Source organism: Marinicella marina (genome assembly GCF_030065545.1).
GTDB lineage: Bacteria > Pseudomonadota > Gammaproteobacteria > Xanthomonadales > Marinicellaceae > Marinicella > Marinicella marina.
Genome location: NZ_JASJNC010000009.1, coordinates 30,845 through 46,759, shown reverse-complemented (window position 1 = coordinate 46,759; position 15,915 = coordinate 30,845). Strand labels below are relative to the sequence as shown.

Annotated in this window: 16 protein-coding genes; 9 read left to right on the top strand and 7 right to left on the bottom strand. The window is 44.9% G+C overall.

Annotation, left to right across the window (positions count from 1 at the left end):
* Nucleotides 1-287 precede the first annotated feature (287 nt).
* The gene (locus QNI24_RS13595) at nt 288-1,745 is read left to right on the top strand and encodes an amidohydrolase family protein (protein WP_267177369.1); all 1,458 of its coding nucleotides are present in this window, start codon (nt 288-290) and stop codon (nt 1,743-1,745) included.
* Between the two features lie 25 nt (nt 1,746-1,770).
* Here QNI24_RS13595 and QNI24_RS13590 read toward each other — a convergent pair whose 3' ends face one another.
* From QNI24_RS13590 to ribD, 6 genes are read right to left on the bottom strand one after another with little or no spacing between them, the layout of a single operon-like run.
* Nucleotides 1,771-2,178, bottom strand: coding sequence for a hypothetical protein (locus tag QNI24_RS13590; protein WP_267177370.1), 408 nt, complete (start codon nt 2,176-2,178; stop codon nt 1,771-1,773).
* Nucleotides 2,179-2,183: 5 nt separating this feature from the next.
* Complete coding sequence (ribA, locus tag QNI24_RS13585) at nt 2,184-2,771, bottom strand: GTP cyclohydrolase II (protein WP_267177371.1); 588 nt, start codon at nt 2,769-2,771, stop codon at nt 2,184-2,186.
* The gene (gene ribH, locus QNI24_RS13580; protein WP_267177372.1) at nt 2,768-3,202 is read right to left on the bottom strand and encodes a 6,7-dimethyl-8-ribityllumazine synthase; all 435 of its coding nucleotides are present in this window, start codon (nt 3,200-3,202) and stop codon (nt 2,768-2,770) included. The genes ribA and ribH overlap by 4 nt, the downstream gene beginning before the upstream one ends.
* Before the next feature lie 3 nt (nt 3,203-3,205).
* Nucleotides 3,206-4,318, bottom strand: a complete 1,113-nt coding sequence (gene ribB / locus QNI24_RS13575) for a 3,4-dihydroxy-2-butanone-4-phosphate synthase (RefSeq protein WP_323373326.1) — start codon at nt 4,316-4,318, stop codon at nt 3,206-3,208.
* Between the two features lie 13 nt (nt 4,319-4,331).
* Entirely contained in the window at nt 4,332-4,943 is a 612-nt protein-coding gene (locus tag QNI24_RS13570) for a riboflavin synthase (RefSeq protein ID WP_267177373.1), read from the bottom strand.
* 2 nt (nt 4,944-4,945) lie between these two features.
* Nucleotides 4,946-6,043 carry a bifunctional diaminohydroxyphosphoribosylaminopyrimidine deaminase/5-amino-6-(5-phosphoribosylamino)uracil reductase RibD gene (gene ribD, locus QNI24_RS13565; RefSeq protein WP_267177374.1) on the bottom strand — a complete coding sequence of 366 codons (1,098 nt, stop codon included), beginning with the start codon at nt 6,041-6,043 and terminating at the stop codon, nt 4,946-4,948.
* A gap of 120 nt (nt 6,044-6,163) precedes the next feature.
* On the opposite strand from ribD, the gene nadC reads away from it, so the two are divergent.
* From nadC to QNI24_RS13525, 8 genes are all read left to right on the top strand, one after another.
* Nucleotides 6,164-6,991: a carboxylating nicotinate-nucleotide diphosphorylase gene (gene nadC, locus QNI24_RS13560; protein WP_267177375.1), complete on the top strand. Its 828-nt coding sequence runs from the start codon at nt 6,164-6,166 to the stop codon at nt 6,989-6,991.
* 4 nt (nt 6,992-6,995) lie between these two features.
* The gene (locus QNI24_RS13555) at nt 6,996-8,657 is read left to right on the top strand and encodes an NAD+ synthase (protein WP_267177376.1); all 1,662 of its coding nucleotides are present in this window, start codon (nt 6,996-6,998) and stop codon (nt 8,655-8,657) included.
* Nucleotides 8,658-8,665: 8 nt separating this feature from the next.
* Entirely contained in the window at nt 8,666-9,307 is a 642-nt protein-coding gene (locus tag QNI24_RS13550) for a nicotinate-nicotinamide nucleotide adenylyltransferase (RefSeq protein WP_267177377.1), read from the top strand.
* 133 nt (nt 9,308-9,440) lie between these two features.
* Nucleotides 9,441-11,294 carry a PLP-dependent aminotransferase family protein gene (locus QNI24_RS13545; protein WP_267177378.1) on the top strand — a complete coding sequence of 618 codons (1,854 nt, stop codon included), beginning with the start codon at nt 9,441-9,443 and terminating at the stop codon, nt 11,292-11,294.
* Nucleotides 11,295-11,530: 236 nt separating this feature from the next.
* Nucleotides 11,531-11,887 carry a type II secretion system protein GspG gene (locus QNI24_RS13540; RefSeq protein ID WP_267177379.1) on the top strand — a complete coding sequence of 119 codons (357 nt, stop codon included), beginning with the start codon at nt 11,531-11,533 and terminating at the stop codon, nt 11,885-11,887.
* A 378-nt stretch (nt 11,888-12,265) separates the two neighbouring features.
* On the top strand, nt 12,266-12,520 hold the full coding sequence (locus QNI24_RS13535; protein WP_267177380.1) for a hypothetical protein: 255 nt from the start codon (nt 12,266-12,268) through the stop codon (nt 12,518-12,520).
* Nucleotides 12,517-13,119, top strand: a complete 603-nt coding sequence (locus QNI24_RS13530; RefSeq protein WP_267177381.1) for a hypothetical protein — start codon at nt 12,517-12,519, stop codon at nt 13,117-13,119. The genes QNI24_RS13535 and QNI24_RS13530 overlap by 4 nt, the downstream gene beginning before the upstream one ends.
* Nucleotides 13,120-13,175: 56 nt before the next feature.
* Complete coding sequence (locus tag QNI24_RS13525; RefSeq protein WP_267177382.1) at nt 13,176-13,763, top strand: hypothetical protein; 588 nt, start codon at nt 13,176-13,178, stop codon at nt 13,761-13,763.
* Nucleotides 13,764-13,847: 84 nt separating this feature from the next.
* On the opposite strand, the gene QNI24_RS13520 is transcribed toward QNI24_RS13525, so the two are convergent.
* Nucleotides 13,848-15,875 (bottom strand): S9 family peptidase, encoded by a 2,028-nt coding sequence (locus QNI24_RS13520; protein ID WP_267177383.1) that lies wholly within the window; start codon nt 15,873-15,875, stop codon nt 13,848-13,850.
* Nucleotides 15,876-15,915 lie beyond the last annotated feature (40 nt).

Below are 15,915 nucleotides of genomic sequence, written 5' to 3'. Positions count from 1 at the left end.
GCTAATGAACGAAGCGATTAACTGATAGTTACAAAATAAATAACATTCATGACTATTGGCATATAAGTGATTTTTGCATTGATCATTAAGTTGAAATAAATCCACTTATTTGCGTTCTATTATTATTTGAACATGTAAAACACCCTCATCGCATGGGCCAATGGTCACCAAATACCGCATTATTCGTAGGCCATTGGTCATGGTTCAGGACTAATGCTTGTTAATACCCTGGTCTAGATCAAGACATTTGATATATAGTAATAAGGGTTAAAAGACGAGGAACGACCATGGCCACTGAAGACCACCTGAAACTACCGATTAAACTCGATTCAACCAGCAATGGTGAGTTCATCCCAGTGCCCTTGGCGCCGCCACAATGCCTCGCTAATGATTTAGCCAAAGAAAGCACAGCTGCTGATGCCAAAGCCACCAACAGCAACCGCCGACAATTTCTCAAATCAAGCTGTGGAGTCGCTTCTACTTTATTGGCTTTCAATTCAGCTTTTGCCAAATTCGGAATGACCGGAGGCTTTTACCAATTATCGGCCGATGCCAGCAAAGACCCTCAATTGGCCAAGTACCAAGTGGATGGCAATGAATTTATTTTTGATGTGCAAGGTCATTTTGTTAACCCCAACGGTGATTGGCTGAAAAAATTACCTGAAACCGCCAAACCATTGGCCTTTATGCCAAAGGCACAATGTGATTTAGCCACCAATCAATCCAACCGCAATTACCTCAATTGCCTGGGCAGCGAAGAATTCATCAAAGATGTCTTTATGGACTCTGACACTGATTTAATGGTGCTCTCCTTTGTGCCTTCTGCTGCCGACAATGAACCGTTAACCATTCAAGAAGCAGCTGCAACCAGGGCCATTATTGACCAAATGGACGGTAACCATCGCCTGTTACTGCATGGACGCGTTAACCCAAACCAATCAGGTGATTTGGAAGGTATGGACGCATTGGCAGAGGAATGGCAGGTGGCCGCTTTTAAAACCTACACCCAGTTTGGACCTGATGGCATCGGTTATTGGTTGAGTGATGATGTGGGTTTGGCCATGATTGAAAAAGCCCAAAAGTTAGGCGTGAGAAACATATGCATCCACAAAGGCATACCATTTGGGCAGCAGTCATTTGAGCACAGCTTGTCTGATGATGTGGGCCAAGTAGCGAAACTGTACCCTGAGATGAACTTCATCATCTACCATTCCGGCTATGACATGAATTATCAGGAGCAGGCTTATCAGCCGGACAATGCCAATCGAGGCGTGGATTCATTGATTCACTCGGTGTTAAAGCATCAGGTCAAACCAAACAGCAACGTCTACGCCGAACTGGGAAGTACCTGGCGCTTCTTGATGCGAGACCCCAATCAAGCCGCTCATGTGATGGCAAAACTCATCAAGTACGTAGGTGAAGATAATGTGCTGTGGGGCACAGATTCCATCTGGTATGGCTCACCGCAAGATCAAATTCAAGCATTCAGAACTTTTCAAATTGGACAAGAATTCCAAGAAAAATACGGCTACCAAACCATCATGCCACAACTCAAAGCCAAAATATTCGGCCTTAACGCCACCAAACCCTACCAAATCAGCGCCGAGGAAGTGAATCGATTCATTGCCAAAGATGCTTTAACTGCGGCCAAACAAAACTACCTGAATGATCCCAACCCGCATTTTAATACATACGGACCCAAAACACGGCGAGAGTATTTGAATCTACTTAAATGGGGTGGTTAAGAAGAACTGATTCAGAATAGAAAAATCATTCGGACGGAGGCAATACCTGTGCACCAATGAAGCCAACAATCATAAGTACCATGCCAATGAAGCCACTTAATAAGCCAGGGAACAACACCAACACAAAGCCAAATGATGCCAGAGCCATACTCGTACCAATGGAAATATATTCTTTGTCTTGGGCAGTGAGTTTATCAGGGTTATTCTTGCTGATATGATCCAATTTTTTTATTTTCTTTTTTGAATATTGACTGTGTAGTTCCTTGCCTCGTTGAAATTTGAGTGAGGGCTTTCGCCACATAAACAACAGCCACCCAATAAAGATGACCAGTAAGTTCACCCAAAAGGTCTGCAGCCATCCCCACCACTGTATGGTGTAGTAATGAACAACCATATCAATCATGAATACTGCTAAAACAAACAAGACAGTCATGAGGATCAGTCCAAATGCAAAAACTTCTCTCTTTTGGTGTTTAAGTAGTTTTGATTATGCGGGTTATGCCCTACTTTAACCGGCATCCGATCGACCACTTTAACGCCTTGTGATTCTATCGCACTGATTTTATCGGGATTGTTAGTCATGAGTTTAATCTGGCTGACACCCATGTGCTCAAATACGGCCTCCAACATGTCGTAGTTGCGCCCATCTGGCAGGTGGCCCAGCTGAACATTGGCATCGAATGTATCGAACCCTTGGTCCTGCAGGTGATAGGCTTTGATTTTTTCAGTCAGTCCAATGCCTCGGCCTTCTTGACGCAAATATACAATCATGCCCTTACCTGCTTTGGCGATTTGATCCATGGCAAAGGCCAACTGTGGACCACAGTCACAACGCAAAGAGAATAAACCGTCACCGGTCAAACATTCAGAGTGTACCCGGGTTAAAATCACATCATCTGTGGTGAATTCACCTTGAGTCAAAACCAAATGTTCTTGGCCCTGATGTTCAAACACATAAATTTCGAACTCACCGTAACTGGTAGGCAGTTTGGCTTTTGTGATAAATTGCGTTTGTTTATTGTTCATTGAAATATTTCTTTGCGCATGCGCAACAATGCCACTGCCGCTTGAGCGGCTTCCTTGCCTTTGTTCTCTTTACCCATGGATTCATCTACACTGCTTCTAGCCAAAGCTTGTTTTTCATTTTCCACAGTGATGATGCCATTGCCTATGGGGATGTTGTGTTGCAATGAAACATTCATGATACCACGTGAGCTTTGTTCACAAACGTGATCAAAATGAGCTGTTTCACCCCGAATCACTGCACCCAGAGCAACGATTGCATCAAAGTGATTGGTTTGCACCAAATACTGACAAGCCAAGGGAACTTCCAGCGCACCTGGCACATCGAAACGCTGGTGTTCGATGTTTTCACGGTTGAGGTAATTGACAGCACCTTGATACAGGCCATCATTGATGTGGCGGTAAAACGGTGCGGTTATGATAGCTATTTTCATCGATTATCCTTCGTAAGATATGAATTTTGAGATTTCCAAACCAAAACCTGACAAAGCTGGAAAGCGAATTTCAGGACTCATCAAATACATTTTACCAACACCCAATTGTTTCAGAATTTGGGAACCAATACCGACATTTTGGTAGGCATAACTTTCTTTGCTTTTCTTGCCGCCCACTTCATCAATCTCAATGGGCACCGACTCGTTGGAATTCAGCACAACCATGACACCACTGCCGTTTTCAGCAATGGTTTTCATCGCACGCTGAGCAGTCCAATAGCCGTCTTTGGAATCTAAACCACGTAATTCACGGAAAAAATGACCGTATTGAACCCTGACAGGCACAGCTGTTTCTGGTTCTAGATCACCCATATAAAAGGCCAAATGCTCAGTTTCAGTGATCTGATCAATGAATTTTTTCACCTCAAATGTGCCCCACTGCGTGTCATAGGTGAATTCATCAGATACAGAAACGGTGGTTTCATTCATCATGCGGTATTCAATCAAGTCTGCAATGGTACCAATTTTCAAATCATGCTGTTTGGCAAACTCCATTAAATCTTCGCGTCTGGCCATGCTGCCATCATCATTCATGATCTCAACAATCACTGCCGCTGCTGTACGCCCGGCTAACATCGCGATGTCACAACCCGCTTCTGTGTGGCCAGCACGCGATAACACACCACCTTGCTGCGCCATCAAAGGAAAAATATGGCCAGGTACAACAATGTCAGCTGGTTTGGCATTGACTTGAACCGCATCGACCACTGTCTTATAACGATCATAAGCTGATATACCGGTGGTGATGCCTTCAGCAGCATCAATTGATACCGTGAAATTGGTGGCCAACTGTGCGGTGTTGTTATCAACCATCAAAGGCAGTTCTAATTTTTTACATTGATCTGGCATCAAGGTCAAGCACAACAGACCGCGTGCGTACTTGGCCATAAAATTAATCACCTCTGGGGTAACCGCATTGGCTGCTATGACCAAGTCACCTTCGTTCTCTCGGTCCTCGTCATCCATCATAATGACCATTTTCCCGGCCTTGATGTCTGCGATCAATTCTTCCGTTGTGTTCAATGCCAAATTAGATTGTTGCTCTACTACTTTCATTGGGCGCTCCAAGTTAAGCCGTTTTATTTAATAAGTGGGGTTGCAGCATTTTCTCAACATACCGCGCAATGGTGTCAATTTCAATATTGACTGCATCACCTGCAGTGAGACCGCCCAAATTGGTATGTTGCATGGTGTGTGGCACCAGATTAACCGAAAGTCTGTTGTCTTCAACGGTATTGACAGTCAAACTCACACCATTAATGGTGATGGAGCCTTTGACCACCACAAACTTCATCAAATCGTGTGGGATTTCAAATTCAAAAATTTCTGAACGTGCAGAAGGTTCTCTGCTGATACATTGACCCACAGCATCGACGTGGCCGGATACAATGTGACCACCTAACTGGTCCTGCAAAGTCATCGCTGGTTCCAGGTTTAAGGCGGTGCCTGTTTGCCACTGATTAACGGTGGTTTTATTGACCGTCTCAACTGACACATCAACATTGACCTCATCATCAGCCTTGGCAGTGACCGTCAGACACACCCCATCCATGGCAATCGAGTCACCCAATTTAATCTGTTCTGGCTGCGAAAAATTGGTTTTAATCTTGAAGCTTAAGTCGCCTGATTTTTCTTTTTTATCAGTAACTTGACCTATGGTTTGTATGATTCCTGTAAACATAATTATTGATTGATCAGCCCACGAATGCGCCAGTCATTGCCAACGGCTTTGATTGAAGTGACTTTTATATGGTGTCGATTGTTCATTTCTTCAATGTTTAATTCAAACAAGGGACGACCGGTTGATCCCATCAGCACAGGTGCCGTGTAAATGATCAGCTCATTGACCAATCCTGCGGCCACAAAAGCACCTGATAATTGCGCCCCACTCTCAACCAAAACTTCATTGATTTGTTGCCTTCCCAAGTAGCTGACCAACGCTTTCAAGTCAACCCGCCCATCAATTCCAGGCATCGATTGCACGTCAATGCCTCGATCGGTAAAAGGTTTGTGCTGATCTTTATCTGTGTTTGCAGTGACTATGAGTACCGATTGGGTATCGGTCAAGATTTTGGCGTCAAAAGGTGTTCTCAGTTGGCTGTCAACCACCACCCGCACAGGTTGTTTGATGCTTGATTTATGTGCATATTTTTGTTGTTTTTTGGGTAAATCATCAGCTCGGAAATTAAGTCGACAATCATCATTGAGTACGGTTTCAATACCCGTGATGATGGCGCCACTGCGGCCACGCCAATACTGCACATCAGCCCTGGCTTGTGGCCCTGTAATCCAGACACTTTCACCACTGGCCATGGCCGTGCGTCCATCTATGGATTGCGCCGACTTGGTGCGCACCCAAGGCAAGCCTGTGTGCATGCGATGCAAAAAACCCTGATTCAATGCCGTGCCTTCATCAATCAAAACGTCTCGAGTCACGGCAATACCCGCCGCCATTAACTTACGGTAACCAGCGCCGGCCACCAGTGGGTTAGGGTCATCATTACAAACCACCACCTCACTCACACCAGCAGCGATTAAAGCATCAGCACAGGGTGGGTTTTTGCCGACGTGGCTGCATGGCTCCAGCGTCACATAAGCCGTGCAACCTTTGGCCTGATCACCGGCTTGTTTGAGTGCCAATGCCTCGGCATGCGGCCCTCCCACTTGTTGGTGATAAGCCTGAGCAATGACCTGGCCATCTTTAACCAAAACACAGCCCACACGTGGGTTGGCACCGGTTGAAAACAGGCCATGTTTGGCTTGGGCCAATGCCTTTTTCATGAATTTATGCTGTGGGCTCTTGTGCTTCATGGGTGGGTTATTGATAATGTTGGCTTGTTTAATAATCAGGCCATTTTACCAGCCTTGTGAAAATGCTGCGAGAAAATGCCTCAGGTATTTATGAATCCAATCCATTATCGTCCCATCATTGCCAGTGCCTTGCTTGAAGACATTCAGTCTGGCGACTTGACCAGTGAAGCCATTTTCCCACCAGAGCAGCTTTGTACAGCTCAATTAATCGCCAAACAAGCAGGCACAGTTGCAGGCATTGAAGTATTCAAGGAAACCTTCCTGCTGTTTGATTCAAGCATTGAAGTTGAATTGTTGTTTGCTGACGGTGAACAGTGTGCTGACCGTGATGTGATTGCCAAAATCAATGGGCCTGTCTTATCCGTGTTGGGCGCAGAACGGGTGGCACTGAACTTACTTCAACGCATGAGTGGCATCGCCACTTTGACCCATCAATTTGTCCAAAAAGCACAAGGCAAGTGCAAGATTTTGGACACCAGAAAAACTGCACCTAATCTAAGGGTTTTAGATAAGTGGGCCGTTACTTTAGGTGGTGGGGTCAATCACCGCCATGGCTTGTATGACATGGCCATGCTGAAAGAGAACCACATCAAAGCTGCAGGCGGCATCACTCAGGCTGTGAATCAATTACTGGAATATGACAACCACCAACGCCCCATTGAAGTTGAGGTCACCAACCTCACCGAACTTAAGGAGGCTTTAGATTGTCCGGTCGATCGCATCATGTTAGACAACATGGACAATGAAACCATGGCTGAAGCAGTCAAAATAACTGCAGATAAAATTGATTTAGAAGCCTCAGGAAATGTTAATTTAGACACCATTGAAGGGATATCTCTGACCGGGGTTGATTATGTTTCAATTGGTGCTTTGACCCATTCTGTCAAAGCCATGGATTACAGTTTATTGGTGGTATAAAACTATGAAAAAACCCAATGTAAAAATCGCATTGTCACAATTGAACATCAAAGTTGGTGATTTGGTTGGCAACCAAAGATTGATACTGGATGCCATCCAAGAAGCCAAGAATGAACAAGTTGAATTATTGGTATTCACGGAGCTGAGTGTTTGTGGTTACCCACCTGAGGATTTGTTGTTACACCAACAGTTTTTAGATGATTGCCACAACAGCATAAAAAAAATAGCAGATCACACTGATGACATTGCTGTGGTCCTTGGCTTCCCCCGCAATCACCCCAACGAACCTGAATTACTTTATAACTCAGCGGCTTTGATTCAAGATGGCGACATCAAAATGATTTATGACAAGCACAAGCTACCCAATTATCTGGTTTTTGATGAAAAACGTTATTTCACACCGGGACAACATGATGGCATTGCTGAAATAACCCTCAATGATCAACAGATTAAAATCGGCATCACCATCTGTGAAGACATCTGGTATGAAGCTGAACCAGTGGTTCATCAGGCCCAGCAAGGTGTCGATTTATTGGTTAACATTTCTGCATCACCCTATGCCAGGAATAAAATCAGTTCACGGGTTGCCATGTTGCAACGGCGCGCCAAACGCTTTGCCACGCCACTGGTATATTGTAATTTAGTCGGAGGTCAAGACGAATTGATTTTTGACGGCACCAGCTGTGCCATTGATGCTGCCGGTGAATTAAAGGTGTTGGCGCCCTCTTTTGATGCAGCCTTCATCTGTTTTAATTTCAGTCAGCCCAATACCCACATCACCACACCCGAAGCACCATTGGCTGAGTTGTATGATGCAGTGGTGACATGTACCCGTGATTATTTTCAAAAAAACGGTTTCACCAAAGCGGTGTTGGGATTATCAGGTGGCATTGACTCTGCTTTGACTGCGGTGGTAGCCGCTGATGCCATCGGTGCTGAAAATGTCACAGGTGTTTTGATGCCCTCTAAATATTCATCAAACCATTCAGTCGAGGATGCCCAACTATTGGCAGATACATTGGGTATGCACAGTCATGTGGTACCCATCAAGCCGATGCACAATGAATTCCACCAATTTTTAGAGCCTTTATTCAACACCCACTACGATGATTATTTCCATCGACAAACCGATGAAAATATCCAAGCACGTATTCGAGGGGTGTTATTGATGGCCTTTTCCAATAACAGCAATGCCATCCTTTTGTGCACCAGCAACAAAAGCGAGACCGCCGTGGGTTACACCACGTTGTATGGTGACATGGCTGGAGGGTTTGCACCCATCAAAGACTTATTCAAACTGCAAGTTTATGCCTTGTGTGAATACCGCAACAGCATCGATCCTGCGGGGCCGGTGATACCATTGAATACCATCACCAAACCACCATCAGCGGAATTAAGACCTGATCAGAAAGACTCTGACTCATTGCCCGAGTATGAGGTGTTAGATCACATCCTTGAGTTGTACCTGCATGATCACAAAGATGCGGAACAAATAGCCAAAACCACCGAACAAGACATGGCTTTGGTGGTGAGGGTACTGAAAATGGTTGATCGCAACGAATACAAACGCCAACAAGCCGCACCCGGTCCACGGGTCACACAAATGGCCTTTGGCAAAGACCGCAGGATGCCCATCACCAACGGCTATGTGCACCACGCTGAATGAGTATGGCGATGCACACTTTGTTGTTTGGATTGACAGCTGATCCAATCCACAAAGGCCACGAACAAGTAATACTCAACAGTTTTGAGTTCGCCAAGAACAACGGCATTCAGATTGAACAACTGCTGCTGATCCCCACATACCAACCCAACTTAATCGCTGGTAAAAGCCAACCACAAAGCGCATTCAGGGCCCGCTTTGAAATGTGTGAATTGGTCGCCGAAGGCATCAGAAAAAACTTAAAATTACCAGTGTATGTGACTGATATAGAAAAACAACTTTATGATTTAAATGGCGTTAAAAGCTACAGCTATGACACCCTGCATGCCACTGAAGTTAAGCACAAATTGTTCGTACTCAGTGCCGATCATTTTTCTGGCCGTTGGCCTAAGTTCAGAAAATGGCACCAGTGGCAGCGGCTGGTTAAAGAGAATGGTTTAATGATTCACCAAAGACCTGGCCATGGCATCAACGCCAGTTTCATCCAACAATTAAAAACCATCAACCCGGCGATACATGTGGTTGAAGGCCTGCCGCAAATTGATGTTTCATCGACCGAGTTGAGGGCCAAACTAAAAAGCCAGCCGATTGACACGATCAGTCACCTTGATGAGGCAGTTAAGGCTTTCATAGAATCCCATGAAATTTATTAAACGATCAAAGCTGGCTGGGTACCATGCACAAAAACTGATTGAACCAGGGCCAAAAGACCCCACTTATCAATCTCGTTTCAGAACAAAGAATTTACGTCACCGATGAAGTAAATACCGGTGACAGGAGAACCAATTGAAAGCCAATACAGCCATGCTTGAATCATTGAAAACACTGCTAGAAAACATACCACAAGATTGGATTGAGCTGACCACGCATCGACTCGATATTTACAACGAGGCAGCAGCCAAAACCGAATTCCTCGAGGGCATGCAGACGTTATTGGCCAGTGGCGATACAGCAACCAAGTCGCTGGCTCAACTGCCTACAGCCTATGATTACATCCGTTTGGGGCACCAATTATCCAGTGTACTTGAATGGGTTTTGGCTGACATCAACCAAGTTTCACCTGATCAGGTCATTTCCTTCGCCTCATCCACCATGCCGCTGTTGGCTTTATTGCGCAGCAACAAATTGGCCAATCAAACCACCCACATCTACTATGATGGCGCACACGCACCCCTGCTTGATGAGGCCCGGTTACACCAAGTATACGGTTACCAGTATCAACTGACCCAAGTGAATCGCCTTGAAGAGGTACCCGCAATACCCGACACCACCCAAGTATTTGTCACACAGCAACCATTCGAACAGCCCTTGCCTCACGCTGATCACATCGATGCCACCATCAACATCAATCCAACATATGGTGCTTATGTCATCATCCATGGGGGCAACCACTCAGCGACAGTAGATGCTGTGCAACACGTTAGAAGACGTGAGACCACTGCGATGTCGCCCAAACACTGTCTACACGTGTTAAAAACCATGGTTGGCGCCGAGAGCGAATCAATTAAGTTGAGTGAAAAAGCCGCCTTGACCGTGGCTCAATGCATCAATAAAAACACCGGTAGTCAAAGCCAGCCATTGGTGGCATCAAGCGGCCTTTCAATTCAATACGCCATTTTGATGGGCCTGATTGAACATGCCAAAACCGAATATCCGGAGAAACCGATACGCATCATTCTACCGCCTAACTGTTACGGCGGCACCAATGATCAATCGCGACGTGTCGCCGCGCTGATCCCAGAAGTTGAAATCATGGACTTGTTGGTTGATGGTGGTGCAGATTTGGTCACCAGCCTAGAAGGGATATTGAGACAAGTGGCAGAAATCGATGGCGTGCCCTTGGTGTTGGCCGAAATTCCCACCAATCCACGGGTCGAAGTACCCGATATGCTGTTGCTGGGTGAAACGTTGACCACAGTGCGTCAAACACCGGATGAGAAAACGGCTATTCCGGCGGTGTTCATAGTGGATCAAACCTTCTGCCCCAACGTCAAGTTACTGCATCAACAAAGCGAATTAGACGGCGTAAAGACCATATCGTTTTCCAGCGGTTCAAAATTCCCCAGTGGCGGGCGCTGTATTGCTGGCTACTGTGCTGCCAACCAAGCGGCCACAGCTTTGATGCCGCTGATAGAATCACATTTGTTGCTGTCGGATAACGTCGCTGATGACAATCAGATGAACATTTTGGCAGAAACCATGCCATCAATGCCTGAAAGGATTGCACAAGCATATGAAAAAACCCGAGAAATGGTCGATCAGGTAAAACTCATGCTGCCGAATTCAAAAACCTTTTATGTCACTGATGAGATTGCCCGACGTGGTTTCACCCCTTCTGTGTTCTCTTTGGATTTGCCGGTTCATGCCGAATCGAATGAAGAACGACAAGCCCTACAAAAACAGATGAACAAAAAACTGATTGAGTTCATGATCAACAGACACCCGGATGATTGTAAAAATTGTGTCAGTTATGGTCAACTCAAAGGCAGTTATTGGACCATCCCTGCCACGTCAACCCAAGGTACCACCAAGGAGGCTGACAAAGACTATGTGGTCAGGGTTTCCCTTTCACCTGAAGTGGATGTGGATGTACTGCTGCAATCATTGAAAGAATTTTGTCTGCAACACGGGTTGTTGTGATCTGCCATAACTAACCAATTATTAACTTGTTTCAGCATTGACCTGAATATCAGCAACAGCAGATTTTAAGCCTTCTACTGAGTTTAAAAAACGAACTATTTTAAGTTGTTTGAGTCATATACAAGCATCTTGTCACAGTAAAAATTTCAATGGGCTTGAATTCAAAACAGATTATTAAATTCCTTTTGACTGGTCTGATTACAGTCCTTTCTCTTAGTGGTGTTTTTTTCATAATCATGACATTGTCCGTCATTCCGGATGGCATTGATGAAAGTCACTCAAAACAAAATAGCGCAAAAATTGAGTTGCTGAGATTGGATCAATCGCTTGCAGAATACAAACTGGATTCAAACAATTACCCTGACAGTCTAAAGGACTTACACGTAGAAAATCACCCCATGTGGATGGGACCTTATATCAAAGTAAAAGACCTCATTGACCCCTGGGGAGAATATTACCATTACCAGAACTACCCAGAAAGAGGTGGCTACCAACTCTATACATTGGGTAAAGATAAGAAAATTGGTGGCATTGAGCACGCCAAAGACCAAATCAGCGAATCGTCATTGAAAATTATCAACCCTGATAAATAAATTACAAAAACTTCAGTTACCGTTAAATTTAATTTATAATCATATTATGCATAAAGTTTTGGCAATACTCTATTCCTGTTTGCCACTCATCGCCACAGTGGTTATGTTATCTGCGTGCGGCTCACCCACTCGGTTGAAGCACAATAATAACATTGCTGCTAAGGACATTTTTCAAGACCATTTATTTGATACCTCATTCACAATCCAACCATTGGATCAAGTATTTGCCCTCACCCCTGAACAAGAAGCGCATTTCAAAAGTAAATTTCACAGTAATGAATACCGCGATTTGTCAGATTCGCAAAGGGTCTTCGAGTATTTAAAAAACCACCTTGAGCATTTTATTTCCACTCAGAGACGCTCACAGCCTCAGAATCATTGTCCCAAAACGCCGGTAACTGCATGTCACTGGCCTTGTTGACCAAAGCATTATCCAAACTCACTCACGTGGGCATCAGTTATGAGTTGGCCAGAACACCTCCGGTGTTTCAGCGTGAAAACAATTATGAACTGTCCTCGCAGCACATCCGGGCTGAGGTTTATAACAAAACCACCAAAAGCACCAAACAATTTGTTAAGCCCAATGACCGGGTTAAAGTTGATTATTTTTCCACACCGGTTCACGCACTTTGAGAAAAGTAAAAACCAATGAGTTTTATTCGCTGCATTACAGTAACAAAGCCGCGGAACACATGCTCAAAGGTGAGTATGATGCGGCTTATGCCAACATCAAAGAAGCTTTGAACATTAAATCAAACAACCTCATAGCTGTGAACATACTGGGTGTACTTTATCACCGGACGGGTCACCAGCAGTGGGCTGAAAACAGTTACCTATATGGCCTGTCATTGAAAGGCGACCATTTAGAATTACTTAACAACTACCACAACTTACTCATCACAAATGGGCGCCACTCTGAAGCAGAACAGGTGGCCACGGTGATTGCCAGCTATGACAATCCAGACCCTTTCAGGTGGCTGGATTTGGCGGATGAAGAACTGGCCGCTGACAACTTAAGAAAATCAATAAGATTTTATGAGAAAGCCATTGAAAAAGCGGACTATTTGCACCAACCCTATGCCGGTATAGCCGCCGCTAATTTTAAATTAGGTCGCATTGATCAGGCCCTCACAGCGATGGAAATGGCGATGAAGAACGCCCACACCATAAAGACAACCAACCGCTACCAAGTCAAATACAACGCCCTCAAGTCGATGCAAGAAACAAACTAAAAGCACAGCACTGCCATTGGGTGATAGAATTCATCTTTTTCATGACTTAGGATACTATGCAACACATCATTTGCACCGCCAGCGAACTGGTTTCAACCAAAATCAAAGGTGACGGATTCATCAAAACCAATGAACAAATATTTGATTTAAACCAACTGTGGATTGGCCCTCGCCCCCACCTTGAGGAGGACGAGAATTTCAAGCAAATCATTCCCTATGTGATCCTTTCATACCAAGGCAAAATTGCGGTTTACCAACGCACCAAAAAAGGCGGTGAAAGCCGCCTACACAACCTCAACTCCATTGGTTTTGGTGGCCACATTGATGCCTTTGATTTGGCCTATGACACACAAGGCGTAATCAATTTGGATAAAACCATAGAAACTTCGGCACAAAGAGAGATTGATGAAGAACTGATAGTTTCAGAAATCATCAGCAAAACCCACTTGGGCTATATATTAGATAACAGCAACCCGGTCGGTCGGGTCCACATTGGCGTGGTCGAGCGCTGGGAACTGGCCAGCCCTGAAGTGCGCAGCAACGAAGATCAAATCAAGGTTTTGGGCTTGTTTGAGCTGGATGCCATCAAGGCGTTAGATGAAGCAATGGAAAATTGGAGTGAACACATTGTAAATGGCCTATAATTCGTTTTGGTAAAGCCATTCGATGATGAAGCATGCACACCCCTTTGCCCATAGTAACGGGTTGAGGGGTGTGACATTAAACCTTTATTCAGCTGTTCGGTATTTTTCAAACCAGGCCAAAATACTAGCTACTTTAGCGACCAAATTACTGGGACGGCTGGCAATGCCGTGACTGGCACCAGGGATTCTGACCATGGCCGATTCCACTTTCTGTAACTTCAAAGCTGAATAATACTGTTCAGACTCAGCAATGGGTGTGCGAAAATCCTCTTCACCAGTGAGTAACATGGTGGGCGTGGTGACATTACCAACATATGACAAGGGCGAGCGTTTCAAATAGTTTTCAGTGTCTTCCCATGGCTTATTAGGAAACCAATACTTGTAGAAAAAACCCGGATTATCCGCATACAACACAAAGCTGATCCAATTAATCACTGGCTTGGCCACCACAGCCGCTTTAAAACGATCGGTGTGACCGACTATCCAAGCAGTCAATACCCCACCGCCGCTGCCACCAGTAACAAATAACTGATCTGCATCCACATAGCCCGACTCAATCGCCTTATCCACCCCAGACATCAAATCATGGTAATCATTGTTGGGATAATCATGATGAATTAAATTTGCAAATTCCTGACCATACCCCGTACTGCCCCGTGGATTGGCATACAGCACCACATAACCAGCTGCAGCAAATAGCTGCACTTCAGCAGAAAACACCGAACCATAACTGGCAAAGGGTCCACCATGAATTTCTAAGATCAAAGGATACTTTTTATTGGGATCAAAATGAGGCGGCTTCACCAGCCAGCCCTGCACCTGTCGTTGGTCAATTGATGATTGCCACCACAACTCTTCAACTTCTCCCAAAGCTTTGTGATCAAACAAATCGGCATTCACTTGGGTCAAACGACGCACTTTTTTGTTATTAACAACAGCCAGGTCTGCCGGATGTTCCGTGCCACCATAAGTGAAAGCCACGCGGTTATTTTCAGCCACAGAAAATGCCGCTGCGTTGTATGGACGTCCCAGTGACAAACCACCCATTTTCTCAGCCACATCAGTGATTGAGCCATTGAGTTTTACCAAGGCCAACTTACCATCACCACGATCGGTATACTGTACGTACAGCCCTTTTGAGTTAGCCGCCCATGCCATGGACTGCACCGAACGATCCAACTCACTTGAGATGAGTTTTTGGTTATTACCGTCAGCATCCATCACATAAAGCTTTCTGACAGTGTGTCCCTGGAAGGTATCATCAAAACCAACATAAGCCAGTTTTTTTCCATCAGGAGACAATTGCGCATTGCCATCAGGGCCAAATCGGCTGGTTAAGGCTTTGATGCTTAAGTCAGTCAAGTCCAAGCGGTAAATTTCAGCATTGAGTGGTTCAAACTCATGATCCTCATGCAAATTAGCAGTAAAGAACACCGACTTTTTATCAGCAGAGAAAATGGGGCTTTGGTGGTTATGTGCTGAATCAGTCAACTGACGCGGCGTACCACCATCAATCGGCAAACTGAAAATTTGTCGATTACCGGCAGGCAGAAAGCCACGGCCATCAGCACGGTAGTTCATGTCATCAATATAAATAGGTGGTTTGTTCCATTGCGCCCCTTTGGGCTTGGTTGGCATTTGTACCAATGATTTTTTGGCTTTGGGTACAAACTGAGTAAACACCAAATGCTTATCATCCCTAGACCATGAAACTTGTGCTGGTGGGTACTTGGAGTTGGTCAAGGGTGCTGAATCTCTGGAGTCCATCCACATCACATACAACTTGGTTTTGTCATCGGCATGATCAGAAAGGTAGACAATTTTTTTCCCATCATGAGACCATTTGGCTGCTCGGGCACTGTGATTACCGGTGGTCAACGGCCTGTTGTTCTTACCATCAAAATCAATGATCCACAAGTTACTGTGATTTTTGTCGGTCATCACGTCTTTGAAGTGGCGGGTATAAATGATTTGTTTGCCGTTGGGTGATATTTGCGGGTCTGAGACGTACTCTAAATTGAACACATCAAGCAGTTCAAGGTGTTGGTTTTTTTCTGCGAATATGCTGTTTGAAAACAGCACCAGCAACAATAAGGATGCGATAAATTTCATGGTGTGTTGTTCTTAATGGGTGACACATCAGTATAAACCA